Source organism: Alteromonas sp. W364 (assembly GCF_031846205.1).
Lineage (GTDB): Bacteria > Pseudomonadota > Gammaproteobacteria > Enterobacterales > Alteromonadaceae > Glaciecola > Glaciecola blandensis.
The window spans coordinates 227400-244763 of record NZ_JAVRID010000004.1 but is presented as its reverse complement, the minus strand read 5'-3'; the positions used below and the strand labels follow the sequence as shown (position 1 = coordinate 244763).

The 17364-nt window shown below is 42.2% G+C and carries 16 protein-coding genes, 1 tRNA gene and 1 riboswitch; of the genes, 4 read left to right on the top strand and 13 right to left on the bottom strand.

What is annotated here, in order from left to right; genetic code table 11:
* Nucleotides 1-153: 153 nt before the first annotated feature.
* From RM556_RS08305 to RM556_RS08295, 3 genes are read left to right on the top strand one after another with little or no spacing between them, the layout of a single operon-like run.
* A complete protein-coding gene (locus RM556_RS08305; protein ID WP_311374367.1) occupies nt 154-714 on the top strand; it encodes an Hpt domain-containing protein in 561 nt (186 codons plus the stop codon).
* Nucleotides 715-730: 16 nt separating this feature from the next.
* Complete coding sequence (locus RM556_RS08300) at nt 731-1459, top strand: pseudouridine synthase (protein ID WP_311374366.1); 729 nt, start codon at nt 731-733, stop codon at nt 1457-1459.
* A gap of 34 nt (nt 1460-1493) precedes the next feature.
* Nucleotides 1494-2405: a ketopantoate reductase family protein gene (locus RM556_RS08295; RefSeq protein ID WP_311374365.1), complete on the top strand. Its 912-nt coding sequence runs from the start codon at nt 1494-1496 to the stop codon at nt 2403-2405.
* 117 nt (nt 2406-2522) lie between these two features.
* On the opposite strand, the gene lysS is transcribed toward RM556_RS08295, so the two are convergent.
* The 13 genes from lysS to RM556_RS08230 all read right to left on the bottom strand — a co-directional run bounded on the left by lysS (nt 2523) and on the right by RM556_RS08230 (nt 15005).
* The gene (gene lysS, locus RM556_RS08290; protein WP_311361694.1) at nt 2523-4067 is read right to left on the bottom strand and encodes a lysine--tRNA ligase; all 1545 of its coding nucleotides are present in this window, start codon (nt 4065-4067) and stop codon (nt 2523-2525) included.
* A 25-nt stretch (nt 4068-4092) separates the two neighbouring features.
* A protein-coding gene (gene prfB / locus RM556_RS08285; protein WP_311374364.1) for a peptide chain release factor 2 occupies nt 4093-5191 on the bottom strand; the annotation gives its coding sequence in 2 pieces (ribosomal slippage) (nt 4093-5115 and nt 5117-5191; 1098 coding nt in all).
* A gap of 105 nt (nt 5192-5296) precedes the next feature.
* Nucleotides 5297-5869, bottom strand: a complete 573-nt coding sequence (locus RM556_RS08280) for an NAD(P)H-dependent oxidoreductase (protein WP_311361692.1) — start codon at nt 5867-5869, stop codon at nt 5297-5299.
* Nucleotides 5870-6008: 139 nt separating this feature from the next.
* Nucleotides 6009-7742, bottom strand: a complete 1734-nt coding sequence (gene argS, locus RM556_RS08275) for an arginine--tRNA ligase (protein WP_311374363.1) — start codon at nt 7740-7742, stop codon at nt 6009-6011.
* Between the two features lie 12 nt (nt 7743-7754).
* Entirely contained in the window at nt 7755-9332 is a 1578-nt protein-coding gene (gene prfC, locus RM556_RS08270) for a peptide chain release factor 3 (RefSeq protein WP_311361690.1), read from the bottom strand.
* Between the two features lie 99 nt (nt 9333-9431).
* Nucleotides 9432-9917: a GNAT family N-acetyltransferase gene (locus RM556_RS08265; RefSeq protein ID WP_311361689.1), complete on the bottom strand. Its 486-nt coding sequence runs from the start codon at nt 9915-9917 to the stop codon at nt 9432-9434.
* Complete coding sequence (locus RM556_RS08260) at nt 9914-10276, bottom strand: hypothetical protein (protein ID WP_311361688.1); 363 nt, start codon at nt 10274-10276, stop codon at nt 9914-9916. The genes RM556_RS08265 and RM556_RS08260 overlap by 4 nt, the downstream gene beginning before the upstream one ends.
* Before the next feature lie 110 nt (nt 10277-10386).
* Nucleotides 10387-10463 (bottom strand) — tRNA-Trp (locus RM556_RS08255).
* Nucleotides 10464-10542: 79 nt separating this feature from the next.
* On the bottom strand, nt 10543-11343 hold the full coding sequence (locus tag RM556_RS08250) for a phosphotransferase (protein ID WP_311361687.1): 801 nt from the start codon (nt 11341-11343) through the stop codon (nt 10543-10545).
* A 1-nt stretch (nt 11344) separates the two neighbouring features.
* Nucleotides 11345-11953 carry a nicotinamide riboside transporter PnuC gene (gene pnuC, locus RM556_RS08245; RefSeq protein WP_311361686.1) on the bottom strand — a complete coding sequence of 203 codons (609 nt, stop codon included), beginning with the start codon at nt 11951-11953 and terminating at the stop codon, nt 11345-11347.
* Nucleotides 11950-12207 (bottom strand): YkoF family thiamine/hydroxymethylpyrimidine-binding protein, encoded by a 258-nt coding sequence (locus tag RM556_RS08240; protein WP_311361748.1) that lies wholly within the window; start codon nt 12205-12207, stop codon nt 11950-11952. The genes pnuC and RM556_RS08240 overlap by 4 nt, the downstream gene beginning before the upstream one ends.
* A 13-nt stretch (nt 12208-12220) precedes the next feature.
* A complete protein-coding gene (locus tag RM556_RS08235; protein WP_311374362.1) occupies nt 12221-14329 on the bottom strand; it encodes a TonB-dependent receptor domain-containing protein in 2109 nt (702 codons plus the stop codon).
* Nucleotides 14330-14381: 52 nt separating this feature from the next.
* Nucleotides 14382-14484: riboswitch (TPP riboswitch) on the bottom strand.
* Between the two features lie 107 nt (nt 14485-14591).
* Nucleotides 14592-15005, bottom strand: coding sequence for a hotdog domain-containing protein (locus tag RM556_RS08230; protein ID WP_311361684.1), 414 nt, complete (start codon nt 15003-15005; stop codon nt 14592-14594).
* Nucleotides 15006-15069: 64 nt separating this feature from the next.
* Here RM556_RS08230 and RM556_RS08225 point away from each other — a divergent pair, with 64 nt between their 5' ends.
* Nucleotides 15070-17352, top strand: coding sequence for a GNAT family N-acetyltransferase (locus tag RM556_RS08225; protein WP_311374361.1), 2283 nt, complete (start codon nt 15070-15072; stop codon nt 17350-17352).
* Nucleotides 17353-17364 lie beyond the last annotated feature (12 nt).

The window sequence follows — 17364 nt, the reverse complement described above, 5'->3', positions numbered from 1 at the left end:
CAAAACCCCTATTCAATACTATAACCTTGAATATCGCTAAGCTCCAATATGAACGAAAATAAAAGTGTAAACAGATAATTCAGCTTGTTTACACTAGTCACATTGCATTAGTATGCCTACAAGCCATTAACGAACTAACGTCTGGACCTAACTATGTCATCAAACCTTCCACTTCTTAACTACGATTTTGCGCTTAACCAGTTGGGTGGAAATGAAAGTTTGTTAAGCAAAATGTTGGGGAAGTTTTTAAATGAATTTGAGTCAGTGTCAAGCGAGTTAACCGAACTGCTAGCCTCTGGAGATATGAAAAGCGCTAAGATGCGCGTTCACACCATAAAAGGGATCAGTGGTAATCTGGGCCTACAAGCATTGTATGAATGTGCAACAACGTTCGATGCTCAGTTAAGAGAAGCCAATTATCAAGAAGAGACGTTTCAACATTTCAGCGCCTTAATTGAACAAACCTGTGCTCAAATACAAGAAAGTGAACAAATCAAAGCGCCAGCAAAAACACTTGTTCCACCTACTCTTTCTCTCGAGACCAGCAAATTGGAACTAACGAGAAAACTCGAACGCAATGAATTTATCGATGATGATACCTTAATTAATCTTGTATCTGGTTTATCCATGAGCGAAGAGAAAAGTAAAGAATTGATCGATTTGATTGAAGAGTTGCAATATCAAGACGCGCTGAATTTAGTCTCTGCTCAATAATTAATATCGCAACAACATGCTAAGCCTAGTCTTTGAGCATACCGATTTCTTAGTCGTTAATAAACCGACCGGAATGCCTATGCATGACGCACAAAATGGCATAATTCCCAGTGCGCAAGTTATCTTCGGCGTGAGTAAGCTATGGCTTGTGCATCGTTTAGATGACGCAACTTCTGGCTGCATAATACTTGCTAAAAACCAACAAGCTGCGAGTGCCCTATCTCAATTATTCCAGCGTAGAGAAATACAAAAATATTATATTGCTATCAGCGACAAAAAGCCGAAGAAGAAGCAGGGTAAAATTATAGGTGATATGCAAAAGGCAAGGAATGGTAACTATAAACTGACGCAAAGCAGAGTTAAGCCAGCAATTAGCCAGTTTTTTAGTTTTCCCTTACATCCATTGCCACTCGCTTCTGAAAATAACACCTCTGCAAGTGACGCTAATTCAAATGACAGCTTGCCAAAGAGCTTGCGCCTATTTATGGTCAAACCGCTCACTGGCAAAACACATCAAATACGCGTGGCTTTGAAGTCACTCGGTAGCCCGATCTTAGGCGATCAGCGTTACTCTAGTAGTCAAGCAGATAGGCTTTATTTGCACAGCTATGGCTTATCATTTAGATATCAATCTGAACATTTTCAATTATCGGCATTACCGCTAGCGGGATCTTTGTTTGAATCCTCGATAATGCAGCAATGCTTTGCACGCTACGGTCAACCATGGGAGCTTAAATGGCCTTAACTTTTAAAAGAAGTATCATTATGGTGCGCTTAGCATGAAGGTTGGCATTATTGGACGTGGTGCGATAGGCGTATGCCTTGCTTCTTATTTGAGTAAACAAAACCAAATGCAAACGGTTTTATTTATCCGCGATACCTATGAGCCCATTTCACCTCTATATCTCCAACAGGTAGACGGTGTCGACATTGCGATCACCGCGCCGCAAGTAAACTTGAATGCGGAAACACTGAAAGATATCGATTTGCTCATCTTACCCATCAAGCATTACCAAGTGGAAACCACCCTACTGGCGCTGCAAGGAAAACTGTCTCATCATACGACGGTTTTGCTCTTGCACAACGGTATGGGTACTCAAGCACTCATTGAAAAGCACCTACCAAATACCCCATATTTGATCGGAATTACCACGGATGCTGCTTATCAGGTATCGGCTAACCGTTTTCATCAGGCCGCCTGCGGAAAGTTAGAGATAGGCTGCCCCATACAAACTTCTGAAATCGATTCAAGAAATGTGTCGACGCGATCAATGACCGAATTAATGAAGTTACACCCGCGCTTGACGTGGAGAGAAGACATTGAATACGCTCAATATCAAAAACTTGCTATAAATGCTGCGATAAACCCGCTAAGTGCAACGAAAAACTGCAAAAATGGTCAAGTTAAACACTTTAAAGATGAACTAAAACAAATTAAGAGCGAAATATTTGATCTTTATGAATTTATGAATCTTCCAATTGATAATCATGAACTTTCGCAGCAAATAGACGATGTTATCGACTTAACAAAGAATAACTACTCATCAATGCATCAGGATTTTAATAAAAATCGACAAACTGAAGTTGATGGGATCCTCGGCTTTTTGCTATTAAAAGGCGAAGAAACAGGAATGAAGCTACCGTTTATTGAGAGCCTCTATCAACAAATAGTCTCAAGTGGCTCAGCATGAATCCGGCAATGTTTATCGCAACACCTCGATAAAACTTGCACTATTATTTAAACAAAAAAAAAGCGCCCTGAAGGCGCTTCTTTGATATTTAACTATGTTGCTACTTGCGTTTCTTGTTTACTGCTCTTGGCTTTGCGGCTTCATATGCGGGAACAAGATAACGTCTTTGATCGTCGGGCTGTCAGTGAATAGCATGACTAAGCGGTCGATACCAATTCCTTCACCAGCTGTAGGCGGTAAGCCATACTCTAAGGCAGTAATATAGTCTTCGTCAAAGTGCATAGCTTCATCATCACCGGCATCTTTCTCTTCAACTTGTTTTTTGAAACGGCTTGCTTGATCTTCAGAATCATTAAGCTCAGAGAAGCCATTTGCCAACTCACGTCCACCGACGAAAAATTCAAAGCGGTCAGTAACGAAGGGGTCTTCATCATTGCGTCGAGCCAATGGAGACACTTCCCAAGGGTATTGCGTGATAAAAGTGGGTTGGTCGAGTTGTTCTTCTGCCGTTGCCTCGAAAATCTCGCACAAGTACTTGCCTGGCCCCCAAATACCATCAACTTCAGGCTCTTTAATATGTAGTTGCTTGGCCATTGCTTTAAGTTCATCTAAGTGGTTCTCAGGATCGTTTATCGCAGCAGCATTTGCATCAGGCCAGTATTTCAAAACGGCATCACCCATGCTTAAACGCTGAAAAGGTTGTCCGAAGTCATACTCTTTCGTTTCAATGACCTCGCCTTCTGCATTTTTAACAGTATTAGTGATAACACTTGTACCCATAACGGTCTCAGCCAAATGACGTAACATTTCTTCTGTTAAGTTCATTAGGTCATTATAGTCGGCGTAAGCTTGATAGAACTCAAGCATCGTGAATTCTGGGTTGTGGCGCGTCGACAAACCTTCGTTGCGGAAGTTTCGGTTAATTTCAAACACTCGCTCAAAACCGCCAACGACTAAACGTTTTAAATACAGCTCAGGTGCAATACGCAAGTACATATCGATATCAAGGGCGTTATGGTGAGTCACGAAAGGTTTTGCAGTCGCACCGCCGGGGATAACTTGTAACATCGGTGTTTCAACTTCCATGAACTGGCGATCAGCTAGAAAATTACGGATGCCATTGACTATTTGGCTACGTACTTTGAAAGTGTTTCGAGTATCAGGATTAGTGATCAGGTCAACATAACGTTGGCGATATTTAGTTTCTTGATCAGCCAAACCATGGAACTTCTCAGGTAAAGGTCTAAGTGCTTTAGTTAATAGTTGATACTGATCCATATTGACATACAAGTCGCCTTTACCGGATTTATGTAGATCGCCACTCACTCCAATAATGTCACCGATGTCTAAAGAACCGTATTTCTCTTTAATGTCTTTCTGGATGTCTTTTGCTGCATATGACTGGATCTGACCGGTCATGTCTTGTAAGAGCAAAAAAGGTCCTCGTTTCGCCATGATGCGACCAGCGATACTCACCTTGTTTGCTTCAGAAGCCAAGGTTTCCTTGTCTTTATCACCAAATTTAGCTTGTAAGTCTTGTGCGTAATGCTCGCGGTCAAATTGATTTGGGAAGCCATTTGATGGGCAATTTTCACGGATTTGCGCTAATTTTCCTCTACGCTCCGCAATCAATTTATTTTCATCTTGCTGATGGTCACTCATGTGTTGTCCTGTTAATGCTAATAGTTTACAAACCAGACTTGAGGCTGGCTTCAATAAATTTGTCTAAATCACCGTCTAAGACGGCTTGAGTATTACGCGTTTCAACGCCTGTGCGAAGATCCTTTATTCTGGAATCATCAAGAACATAAGACCTAATTTGACTACCCCACCCTATGTCAGACTTACCGTCTTCTAGGGCTTGTTTCTCGGCATTTTGTTTTTGTAGCTCATACTCGTACAATTTCGCCTTCAACTGCTTAAATGCCTGATCTTTGTTCTTATGCTGAGACCGGTCATTTTGGCATTGCACGACAATGTTTGTCGGTAAATGCGTAATACGCACAGCTGAATCGGTTCTATTGACGTGCTGACCACCAGCACCGGACGCTCGATAGGTGTCAATGCGTAGGTCTGCCGGATTAATATCTATTTCGATATCATCGCTCACCTCAGGGTAGGCAAATGCCGATGCGAATGACGTGTGGCGACGATTACCTGAGTCAAAAGGAGACTTCCTCACTAAGCGATGCACGCCAGTTTCTGTTCGCAGCCAACCAAATGCATATTCGCCGCCAAAGCGAATCGTTGCACTTTTAATCCCCGCGACGTCTCCATCGGATACCTCAATCAACTCTGTCTTAAAACCGTGCTCTTCGCCCCAGCGCAAATACATGCGCAGCAACATATTAGCCCAATCTTGCGCCTCAGTGCCGCCAGAACCGGATTGAATATCTAAATACGCGTCGTTGCTATCGTTCGGACCAGCAAACATACGTCTAAATTCAAGGACTTCAAGCGACTTTACTAGCTCAGCTAACTCGGTCTCAGCCTCGTTAAGCGTATCTGCGTCCTCGGCTTCAACAGCCAATTCTACCAGGCCTTCAACATCCTCGACGCCTTGCTCTAAATTTTGAATGGTCACAACCACTTCTTCTAAGGCAACTTTTTCTTTGCCTAAACCTTGTGCTTGCTCTGGATTATTCCATACATCGGGGCTTTCTAATTCTCGAGAAACCTCTTCCAACCTTTCCATTTTAAGGTCGAAGTCAAAGGTACCCCCTAAGCGAATTCGTTCTTTCACGAACATCAGCAATGGCGGTTTGAATAGGATTTAGTTCAAACATAAGTTCCAAAAAGTAGCTTAAAAATCAATGCGGGAATATTACAGAAATTTGCGCAGGTTTAATAGACGAAAGTCCTCGGAATTCAGATGAAAACCGAGGTATTATTTATTTTTTTGACTGTAAAACAGCTTCGGCCAATGAGCGGCCAATGTTGTGCAGGTTTTTAATCGTTTTTTCATCGCTGACAACGTTGTTGTCGTTCACCAACTTATTAACGCCACTGACGGCTAGTTGATTAGGCAATACGTTAATACCGATGTTGCCTAGAAGCATTCTTAAGGGAACAAGTCCTCTAATACCGCCCAAGCCACCGGGTGATGCAGCAATAATCGCAGCGTATTTTCCGCGGAAAGCTTGTAATGGCTTTTCACCCTCTTCCATTCGAGACGCCCAATCAATCGCATTTTTAAGAACCGCACTATAGCCGCTGTTATATTCTGGACTCGCTATTAAAAAGGCATCGTGACTCATTAATAGTTGCTTAAATTTCGTCGCGTTTTCTGGCATGCCAGACTCAGCTTCTAAATCCTCATTGAACAAGGGCATATTGAATTCTGACATATCAATTGTAGTGACTTCTACGCCTTCTATCTCAGCGCCTTCAGCTGCACACTTTGCAATGCTAAAGTTAAATGAACCCTTTCGAGCGCTTCCTGAAAATGCTAGTAGTTTTACCATGGTATCCTCTGTCGTGGGGCAGTCTCACCACCCCAACTTTATTATCTGAACAAATTGGTACGCATATTATGATTTATTGTTCACCACAACATGCACACTGACACTTCTGTACTGTTCAAAATGCCAATGGGCCTGATGTTTACATCGCATCCAAAGTTTGAATACCTAAAATTTCCAAACCTGTTTCTAATGTTCTGGCAGCCAAACTTGCTAAACCTAAGCGACTTGCGCGATTCTCTTCTGAAACATCAGACTTCAAGATTGGATTAGCCTCGTAAAAACGCATGAATGCACTAGCGACTTCATATAAGTATGTACACATCAAATGTGGCGTAGCTTCTTTTGCAACGGCTTCTAACACTTCGTCAAACTGCATCATTTTTACCACCAGATCGTGCTCTTGAGCTGATTCAACGGTTACCTTAGCGCGGAAAGCATTCAGGTCTTCGTTCGCATTTCGAAAAATACTTTTCACTCGAGTGACAGCATACTGCAAATACGGGGCGGTGTTACCTTCGAAACTCAACATTGTATCCCAGTCGAAGATGTAGTCGGTTGTTCTGTTTTTGCTTAAATCAGCATACTTAACAGCACCAATTCCGACGGTCTTTGCAACATCAGCCTTGTCCGCAGCGCTCAAGTTTGACTCTCGTTGATTAATCAGCACACCCGCTCGCTCGATCGCTTCGTCGAGCAAATCAGAGAGTTTAATTGTTTCACCAGAACGCGTCTTGAATGGTTTGCTATCTTTACCTAACATCATGCCAAATGGACAATGTTCGTAGCTTTCATCTTCACGTAAGTAGGCGGCTTTCCGCGCAACAATTTCTGTCTGCTTAAAATGCAAGGCTTGACGCGCATCTGTGAATATTAAGGTGCGATCTGCTTTCAATTGCTTCGAACGGTAGCGAATTGCAGCCAAATCAGTTGTTGCATAAAGATAACCACCGCCCGACTTTTGTACGATATACACAGCGGGATCACCGTCTTTGTTGGCCAGTTCGGGAATAAACACAACTTTGGCCCCTTGGTCTTCCACCGCTATATTTCTTTCACTTAGGTCTGCAATCACATGCGGAAGATCGGGGTTGTATGCGCTCTCGCCCATGACATCGTCGCGACTGAGGCCTACATTAAGTTTCTGATAAACTTCTTCGCTGTGTTGAATACTGATATCAATGAATTGTTGCCATAAACCTAGGCACTGCTCGTCACCGCTTTGTAATTTAACGACAAACTCTCTTGCACGGTCAGCAAAGCCATCTTCGTTATCGAATCTCACTTTTGCTGCACGGTAAAAGTCTTCCAGGTCTGATAGCGCCGTTTCGGCAACCGATGACTTGTTAAGTTGATCACTCAAGTGGGCCAGAAGCATCCCAAACTGTGTTCCCCAGTCACCCATGTGGTTCTGACGAATAACATCATGGCCTAAAAACTCAAGTACGTTGACAACCGCATCACCGATAATGGTGCTACGTAAATGTCCCACATGCATTTCCTTGGCTAGGTTTGGTGACGAATAATCAACAACAACGCGCTGTGTCGGCTGCTTCTCTACTGTTAATTGAGCATCCGCTAGGGCTAGTTCACACCAGTGTGATAACCAGTCGTTCTTAAGGTGAATGTTTATGAAGCCGGGACCCGCTATCTCTAATTTTTCAGCAAGGTCTTGCAACTCAACATGCTTGAGTATTTCTTCTGCAATATCTCGTGGCTTCTGTTTAAGCTTCTTTGCCAGCGCCATTGCACCATTGAACTGATACTCACCGAAATCAGGACGAGTACTGCGGCTTATCGGGATAGGCGCATCTTCAATGCCCATCGCTTGGATTGCTTGTGAAAATCTCGCACTGAGTAAATGATGAATGTTCATTGCTATAAAGCCCTAGTGTTCTCGTGTTGTTTTAAATTCAATATCTGGGTGACGCTCTTGCGCTAAGGATAAATTGACCATTGTTGGAGCAACATAGGTTAAGTTATCGCCGCCATCGAGTGCTAAATTTGCTTCTGCTTTACGTCTAAATTCGTCCAGTTTCTTAGCGTCCTTACAATAAACCCAGCGAGCTGTCGCCACTGCAATTCCTTCGTAAATAGCGTCTACATTGTACTCCGCTTTTAAACGGGCAACGACCACGTCAAACTGCAGCACACCCACTGCTCCTACTATTAAATCGTTATTTTGTAAGGGACGGAATACCTGCACGGCACCTTCCTCAGACAATTGAATTAAACCTTTCTGCAGTTGTTTTTGTTTCAATGGATCTTTTAAGCGGATACGTTTAAATAACTCTGGAGCAAAGTTAGGTATCCCGGTGAAACGATACTTGTCACCTGAGGTAAATGTATCACCAATTCGAATTGAGCCATGATTGTGCAGGCCGATAATGTCACCCGCATAGGCGTCTTGCAACAAAGAGCGGTCACCGGCAAGAAAGGTCACAGCGTCTGCAACTCGAATATCTTTGCCAATGCGTGTGTGGTGCATCTTCATCCCTTTTTCATACTTGCCAGAAACGACACGACAGAATGCAATCCTGTCTCTATGTTTAGGGTCCATGTTTGCTTGAATTTTAAATACAAAACCACTGAACTTTGAATCTTGGCTTTCTACTCTGCCTTCGTCGTGTTCTCTGCCTTGTGGCTTTGGTGCCCATTCCACTAAACCATCGAGCATGTGATCAACACCAAAGTTACCCAATGCCGTACCAAAATACACTGGCGTTAGCTCACCGGCTAAGAAAGCCTCTAACTCGAATTCATGCGACGCACCTTGAACCAGTTCTAGCATGTCTCTTAGCTCATCGGCATAACTACCAATGGCTGTATCTAACTCAGGATTATGTAAGCCTTTGATAATTTTCGTTTCTTGTATGGTGTGGCCTTGACCACTTTTATACAAAATTGTTTCGTCTCTCAACAGATGGTAAACACCTTTGAACTCTTTACCCATGCCTATTGGCCACGTAATTGGAGCACATTTTATCTTGAGTATATCTTCAACTTCATCAAGCAACTCAATAGGATCACGCGTATCCCGATCAAGTTTGTTCATGAAGGTGATTATTGGTGTATCTCTGAGTCGCGTGACTTCCATCAATTTGATCGTTCTTGCTTCTACACCTTTTGCAGCATCAATCACCATCAAACACGAATCTACAGCGGTTAGTGTGCGGTAAGTGTCTTCAGAGAAGTCTTCGTGCCCTGGAGTATCGAGGAGATTAACAAGGTGCTCTCGATAAGGGAATTGCATCACAGATGTAGTAACAGAAATACCACGTTCTTTTTCCATCTCCATCCAATCAGATTTTGCATGCTGGCCGGACTTTTTACCTTTAACGGTACCTGCTGTTTGTAAAGCATTCCCAAACAACAACACTTTTTCTGTGATAGTGGTTTTACCGGCGTCGGGGTGAGAGATGATTGCGAAGGTTCTGCGCTTCTCTATTTCACTCTGATAGGTCATGATGTCTCATTTAATGGCACGAATTCAAGGGCGCGAATTGTACCCTCTTCTGAGGCGTTTTTGAATGCTAAAAAGCAATTAGAGTCTGTTTATGTAAATCTACAAGACTTTTTTCATGATGTAGGCATTTTCTCGAGTTGGCGGGTTTTTATCTGTTTTCTTTGTCTCTACACCGTGACTCACATCAACTGCAGTATCATAATAGTTTTTACGCTCGCCTATCAATTCAAACCCTAAGGCACGGTAAAGGTTAATCGCCTTTTTGTTTGAGTAACGAACTTCTAACAAAATGGATTTTTGTTTCATTTCCGCCGCTTTAAGAAAAGAAACTTCCATGAGTTTACGACCAATTCCTTTATTGCGATGAGCTAGGTCAACGGTAATATCCTCGAAGGTAAACTCATCCAAAACACTACTCAACAAAATATAACCGACCACCATCTTATTTTCCTTCGCTACGAGCGAAAGTCCATTCATTGCTGACTGATGAAAGGTTGTGAAAGACCAAGGGTTAATCCTGGCCGTTTTAAATATTGAATAGGCAATGGCAACGTCATCTTCTTTAAAAGCCGAGACGGTGATCATTTAACGTCTCTTCGGAGGTGCTGTATGGCCAGCCAAAGGGTCTTTTTCATTGCAGGGCTTTGCATCTGCTTTAATTGTGGAGTCACTAGCACATTGTCTGATAAGGCAATGTGGGGAGCGTCTTCTATAAACCATTGTAGATTCGCATCTTGCAGTGAACCAAAACCAATGGCTTCAAGCACTTTTTGAACAAAAGGAGAATTTTCATCCACACGCTCAGGATCTTGTTTTACTTGAGTTTCAGTAACAGGTTCTTTTTCATCGATTAATGGCTCTTCAGCCGATTGCGCTTCAAGCGTTCGAACAAAAAGAGGGATGGACATGGCTTGTAACACAGCTTGTTGGTATTCAGTCGTCATGTAAAATGCCGTTACCTAGATTACCTATTTGGCTATAGCATAGACAATTAAGATGCGAGTTTACAGTTTTTTAAACGCGCGGTCACATGCTGGAGTCAATTATGGATAAGTGGCAGGGGTGGAGGGACTCGAACCCCCAACCATCGGTTTTGGAGACCGCTGTTCTACCAATTCGAACTACACCCCTGAAGTGCCGAGCATTATACGTCTAGGAAAAAAAAAGAAAAGAATTTTATGCATAATTATCGGAACAGACAAACAAGTGATTATTTTTTAGGCTGCAAACCTACTGCGTCGTACCATAATTGGTAAGTGAGTTGTAAATATTCACTTTGAATCGCGCATTCTTGATATACATCGTCGATCGCTATTTCATTGTATTTGGCGTAGGCACTCAACAATAAGTCATGCTGTTCTGAGTTAAAATTATTCACTTTCGCACAGGAAAGCAAGTCGAAATAACGATTGCCTATTCCAGCATATTCCCAGTCTAAAATGATTTTAGTCGGCGGACATAAATGCGCCCAAACGAGATCATTATGACAGAAAACCCATGATGATGACTGCTCGTTAGCTTGCTTGTTCCATTTCTCGGTCACTGCGGCAACTTGTTCAATCACAAAACTAGAAGGGCTGGGGATGGACTCAAGATAATTGCGCCATTCTGCAGGCAAATCAATGACCCGAGTATTGACATTAATTTTATGAATTAAAGACATGGACTTCACTAAGGCGTTCACATGCAACTCATCAAAGAATAGAGGAATTTGGCTACGATGCTGTTTAATCCACTGCTCTACATATATGCCGTTATCAGGACATATATACAAAGGCGCTGGAGCTACTTTTTTCTTAGCCAGATGTGCTTGTAATTCAAACCTTTCGAGCCGATCAATATTCGTTGCTTCTTCACCTTCAAAGCATTTTACTAAGAATTCATTTTTTTCATCATTCAGATAAAAAGAGTGGTTAATTGCACCACCGGATAAAGGGTAAAGAAGCGCGTCATCAGACAAACCAAGAGGTTCGCTAAGCAGCGTTAATAGTTCCTCTTTACCCTTTTTCAACTCAGCAACCTTTTATTAAATCCTTACGCCATTGCCACAATCCATAGACAGACATTAAGGTGTAAAAAATCATAAGCAAGCTCGTTGGATACAATCCATTTTGATAGACCAAATAGGCGCTTAAAGGGTTAACGGCTAACCAATAATACCAATTGTCTATTTTCTTGCGAGCAACCATTACTGTTGCAAAAACCGAAAACACCGTTGTACCCGCATCTAAGTATACCCACTCAGAAGTGAACCACTGACTTGCTAACAATGACAGTAACAGTGTAATCAAACAACCAGCGGACAGAATATACAAATGCGACAATAAGGACAAGTGACTTACAGGTAACGAAGGGGCATGGCTCTCTTTACTTGATGACCAACTGACAAAACCAACGACAGCCATCACAACATAGTACACATTTAGCATCATATGGAAGATTAAGGTGGTCTCCCAAAATAAGTACGCATAAATAATGGTACTAATCAAAGCGCAGGGCCAACACAGGATGTTTTGTCTAGAGGCAAATACGACATACAGAATGGACAGAAGCACAGCAATGACCTCTAATGGACTTTGCTGTGCAAACTGCTCTAGCGCCTGCTGAAAAAATTCGTTCAACGTCCAGAGCCCATCTTATCCCCGTTTAAAAACTTACAGACAAAAACGGCTTGTCCCGTTTCAGAGTAGGTGCGTTTCATTTCCCTTCCTAACACCAACATAACATGCTCATACTCGCCACTAATAATAGTGCTAGCTGCAGAGGTGCTGGTATCTAATTGAGAGTCGTCATTTAGACGGTCAATAAAGGCCTGAATGGGGGCAATGTATTTTTCATTTAATGGGTAAAGTGATATATCAACCACAAGTTTCATCATACTCTCCTTTTTAAAAACGGTAAGTAGCTGTAAGACCTAACTGCCTTTCTTGACCAAACTGATAATACGGTTTGGCTGGGAAATAACCGTCTCGAGGATCGTTATTGAAACCACCAAAGCCTCTTGTTAGTACCTCTCTGTCGAATATATTCTTGGCCCATAACTGTACCTCAACATTCTCTGACTGCCAGGTGACATAAGTATTTACCAGAGCAGTGAAAGGTGCTGTTTCATCATGCCCCACAGAAAAGCGGTGCCTATCCTTTCCTTCGAACTCAACTAACCATGATAAAGCATCCGTTAGCGCATAATTACTTGAAGCGTAAAGAGTCCACTTTGGCGCTTGCGCTTGAAACTGTTTTGGTACGAATGTGCCGTCTACCGTCTCATAGTTACCAAAAGTAGCGTCTAAGTAACCTACGTTTACGCGCATCGTCAAAGCATCATTGATTTGCCATTGGGTTTGCACTTCCATGCCTTTGTTTAAGCCAGTGTCTGCGTTACCGATAACATCGATGAATTCGACTGCTCCGCTACCGTCTTCACGATCTAAGACTGCAAAGTCACTAACCTGCGCGTCTTCACGCTCCATATAGAAAAACGTGAGTGAAAGCTGTCCTTTTACGCCATTGTCGCTTGCTATCTTACCCTTCACTCCTAGCTCGTAGTTCCAGTTATATTCAGGTTCAAATAAGCGATCAGAGTCACCGACTCTTTCATCCGGATTAAATCCGCCAGCTTTATACGATCGTGAGATACTACTGAAAATCGATGCTTGGTTTATACGATATTGTGCACTGACTTTTGCAGCAAAAAGTGTATCGTCTAATGACTCTGAAAATGCGTTGGAATCAAGGTAGTCAGCTTCAAACTGTTCTGCTCTTGCGCCGAAGGTAAGAGAGAGAGGCTCCCCCACTTGCAAACTGTATTCACCATACATGGCTAATGAGTTTGGATCGTAAGTACTAGTGAAATCGGCAGAGGCAAAGGTATATTGACGCAACAATGATTGCTCACTGCTTTGATAGTAAAAACCAATGACCCAAGGCTGTTCCTCAGTAGAAGCAAAGCGAGCATCAAGGCTTTGGTTACTGATGTCTCTGGTGTACTGATCAAATGACGCGTACTCATCAGGATGAAAACCAACAAAGGTCCAATCTTCGTCATAAGCATAGTCTAGCTCAGCTTCGAGTTGAGTTACTGCGATGGAAAATTGGGTATCATCCCAATCATGTATATACTTGACACTGACCGCTTGGGTATCGGTGCGATCAAATCCGGGTTCGTCTGAACGAGTTAGGTTGTCATTATCAAGTGAAAAAGCGTCATAACCATTGTCTATATCAAAATGATAAAGTTTTAATTCAAGATCAGCGTTGTCTGCCAGACTATAGTCTAAGCTGACTTTTGCTGTAAATTCGTCAATATTGTTCGTGTCATCTTTACCCAAAAAGATATTCTCAACGAAACCATCACTCTTCACTTGTTGAATAGCAACACGACCCGTAAGACCCTCTGCGATCTGATCTGAATATGCGCCGCCCCACTTCTGATAGCCAGACTGACCTAACCCCAATTGCACAAAGCCCTCTTGAAAATCAGTGCTTTGATTGCTAACTATTTTAACGATACCTGCTAAACCCGTTGCACCGAAGCCGGTTGACTGTGGGCCTGATAATACTTCAACTTGTTGAACGTCGAATAGGGTTCCAAGGCCACCGATACCAGAAAAGTTAATTTCATCGACAACTAGGGCGACAGAGGGGTTAATAGGTTCTGAAAATTGACTACGCTCACCAATCCCGCGAATTTGAATAAATTTGCCTCTTGATGCCCCACTAGAGAAATTTAAGTTGGGTACAACTGCGATGGCATCTTCTAAATGCGTCGCTTGTCTTAGCTCTAATAAAGACTCGCCCAATACAGCAACGCTCGTGGCTAAATTATCAGGACTCTGTTGACGCAAGTCAGAAGTAACGACAATGCGCTCAATGTCTGCTGAGTCGTCGTTAACTTGTGCATGTGCAATGTTGGAGGTCAATATAGCGCTGAGTAAACACAAAGCAGCAGATGACTTCTTTCGATGTCTTAGATGTAAATAATAAATATTTTTGTTCATTTTAGCTTCTCTTCAATTCCATAGAAAAGAGCCGGTTTTGGAGCAGGTAATTGATGTGTGATACAACCATTCCTACGCCGGTACTAACCGGATCAGGTAAATAAGGGTTTTCTTCCGAATCTCAGCAACCTTAAGTTGCACCCCCTGGTTAAAAACAAATCGCCTAAGCAATTTGCGATGCGATGATATCAACAATAAAGGCTTTGTAAACCTTTTATTAATTCAATTGTTTATAACGCATGCAATATTGATGTGACAGTTTCTACAAGATATTAAGAGACTTCATTTCTTCCTGAGTTTGCGCCACTAAAGCCTCTATCGTTTTGCCGTGTGGCACCGGTAGTTTTGTGTCAGGGTCGACTCTGACGAAAACAATGTCATCTGCCAAGCAAATCGTTTTCTTTGTTGCTTTGTTTCGCACTAAACAGGTCACTGTGATTGAGGTTTTACCGACTTTCTTCGTTGCTAAACCAAACTCAACAATATCCCCTTGCGTTGCAGGTGATTCGAAAGAGATTTCACCGATATGCTTTGTCACTAGGCAATTTGTTTCTAATTGGCAAATAGCGTAGATCGCAGCCTCTTCATCAATCCATTCAAGGGCACGGCCGCCGAACAGAGCATTTGCATAATTGAGGTCATTTGGCATGACTAAACGTCTTGATAAAAAACGCATTTTTTTCCTTATCGAGTTAGAATATAAATAAATAGCTTGTGTATTATAAAGTAGAGCCTAAAGATTGACAGACAATTCATTGAAAACCTGGTTTGAGGAGCGAAAGAGATTCGCTTCGCATAGACAACTTCTAGTGCTGTCTGGCTCCTTAGTTTGGTGCCAGTCTCAGTTAAAAGAGCTCGCGTTACCTGCTTCCTGCTTGTTTATTTCAAAACAAGCGCTTATTGATACTGATAATGAACATAAAGTCATTCAGAATAAACACTACAAACAGTACTTAGGTTATGAATTCTCGTGTGTTATTTACAATGCTTTCGATGGTTTAAAACCTAGCGCTGTACTTGGGCTTGAAGGTACTGTTCAAAAAGGTGGGCTGTTTATTATAGTGTGTCCTGAGCTACAGCATTGGCCTGAATACGAAGCTCAAACGCCAGGTATACAATTTAGCTATGGCGAAAAACATACGCATAGTGCATTTATTCAGCGATTTTTGAAGCAAGTTCAGCTTGATAAATCGAGCGCGATATATGCAAAAAACAGTAAGGAATGTAAACTCCCCTATTGCAAAGCCATCGATAACGTAAAGAGCGCGCCAGTTGAGCAAGAAAAAGTTTCAGGGGCTTGTGTACTAACTCCTCATCAACAAAAAACGAAGCGTGATCATCTTAAAGCCTTACAAGACAATACCTCTGTTTCTGTTATCACAGCAAAACGAGGACGCGGCAAATCTACCTTGCTAGCACAAATCGCAGCCGACTTCTGCTTGGCTAATGCACATAGTGAAATTTATATAACTGCGCAACATCGTTATAATTGTGAGAGAGCAATAAACGAGTTTAGCGCTTATATTAGTCAAAACGCAGAACATTCGGGCGCAAACGACGGCAACCTTGCATCGACTAAAATCACATATGTCCCTATCGACCGCCTTACCAGTCTAAATAAACAAGCTTGTTTACTCATAGATGAAGCAGCCTCTCTCCCTCCGGAGCTTCTTCTCGACGTATGTGCTCACTTTGATAAAGTGATAATGGCAAGTACACAAGTAGGTTATGAAGGCAGTGGCTTAGGTTTTACGTTAAGAGTATTGCCAGCATTAGCAAAAGAGGAATACGCTTGTATTACTAGCCAACTATCCTCTCCTATCAGATGGTATGAAAGCGACGTTTTAGAAGCTAGTTTTGAACAGGCCTTTGCTCCAAGCATAAACTTTAATCAGAATATAAAGGGGACGCTAAACAAAGTTCAAAACAAGGCAGATAATCTGAATGAAGGACTTCAAACGCTCAGGCTAAGCAAACAAGACCTCATAAACAATAAGGAACTGCTACTTTCAGTATTCAGCATTCTACTTCAAAGTCACTATCAGACGACACCTGATGACTTAATGCGCATGCTAGACGCTAATGATCAGCTTGTATTTTTAACAGTATTAAAAGCTGAACAGTCTGAAAATATGCCGATTGAAGCCCTTGCTGCGGCATTGGTGCAAGTCGAAGGTGGCCTACCACATAAAGAATCCGCGCTTATAAATCAAATAGCAAGTGGTGAACGACGCGTTCCAGGACATCTAGTTGCACAAAATCTGTGTACCAGCTATTCAATAGAGACCTTTATGTCACAAGTTTCGTGGCGCATTAGTAGAATCGCAGTACGCCATCAGCTTAAAGGCTATGGTATTGGTACTTATTTGCTAAATCATCTTGAGCAAAAAGCGAGAGAAGACTCTTCGATAAACAGTTTACAAACATCATTCGGTGTTACCTCTGAATTAGTTAACTTCTGGTATAAAAATGATTTTCAGTTTGTTAAAGCCGGAATGAGAACAGACACCTCAAGCGGAAAACATAGCATTATCATGACAAAGCCGTTAACTAAAAGTTATGAGATGCATCTAAGGGCCTTACTTGAATTACGAGTGCTTCAATTGCAACTCATAGACATTGAAAACGAACCCGCTATTGAGTTTATAAGAGATAAATTAGAAGCCGAGCTTAGTGGCTCCTTACCCGTTGATGGCTCCTTACCCGTTGATGGCTCCTTACCCGTTGATGACTCCTTACCCGTTAAAAACAGCAGTAAGGCTATTATCCAGCGCCAATTACACGACTTTGTTGAGGGTAAACGAAGCTTTAACTTAAGTATGCCAGCTATATACAGTGCAAATATGCTACTTCTGCGCGCTGACATCACAAGCTCTGAACAAGCAACCTTACAAAATACAATTGAGATCAGCATGGAGACCCTATTCTGTCTTTTAGCAGGCCACATGCCGAAGCAAGAAAAAGGGTTAACATTAGAAGCTATGAGGGAAACGTGTAAACAGTTGCTCACTTTTTTAAAGTAGAAATAAAAAAGC

Coding starts and splice junctions, on each gene's coding strand:
- RM556_RS08260 (WP_311361688.1), bottom strand. CDS start 10,276: ATGACGACTGAATACCAACAAGCTGTGTTACAAGCCATGTCCATCCCT.
- RM556_RS08300 (WP_311374366.1), top strand. CDS start 731: ATGCTAAGCCTAGTCTTTGAGCATACCGATTTCTTAGTCGTTAATAAA.
- RM556_RS08295 (WP_311374365.1), top strand. CDS start 1,494: ATGAAGGTTGGCATTATTGGACGTGGTGCGATAGGCGTATGCCTTGCT.
- RM556_RS08235 (WP_311374362.1), bottom strand. CDS start 14,329: ATGAACAAAAATATTTATTATTTACATCTAAGACATCGAAAGAAGTCA.
- argS (WP_311374363.1), bottom strand. CDS start 7,742: ATGAACATTCATCATTTACTCAGTGCGAGATTTTCACAAGCAATCCAA.
- RM556_RS08265 (WP_311361689.1), bottom strand. CDS start 9,917: ATGATCACCGTCTCGGCTTTTAAAGAAGATGACGTTGCCATTGCCTAT.
- RM556_RS08240 (WP_311361748.1), bottom strand. CDS start 12,207: ATGAAACTTGTGGTTGATATATCACTTTACCCATTAAATGAAAAATAC.
- RM556_RS08305 (WP_311374367.1), top strand. CDS start 154: ATGTCATCAAACCTTCCACTTCTTAACTACGATTTTGCGCTTAACCAG.
- lysS (WP_311361694.1), bottom strand. CDS start 4,067: ATGAGTGACCATCAGCAAGATGAAAATAAATTGATTGCGGAGCGTAGA.
- prfC (WP_311361690.1), bottom strand. CDS start 9,332: ATGACCTATCAGAGTGAAATAGAGAAGCGCAGAACCTTCGCAATCATC.
- RM556_RS08230 (WP_311361684.1), bottom strand. CDS start 15,005: ATGCGTTTTTTATCAAGACGTTTAGTCATGCCAAATGACCTCAATTAT.
- RM556_RS08280 (WP_311361692.1), bottom strand. CDS start 5,869: ATGGTAAAACTACTAGCATTTTCAGGAAGCGCTCGAAAGGGTTCATTT.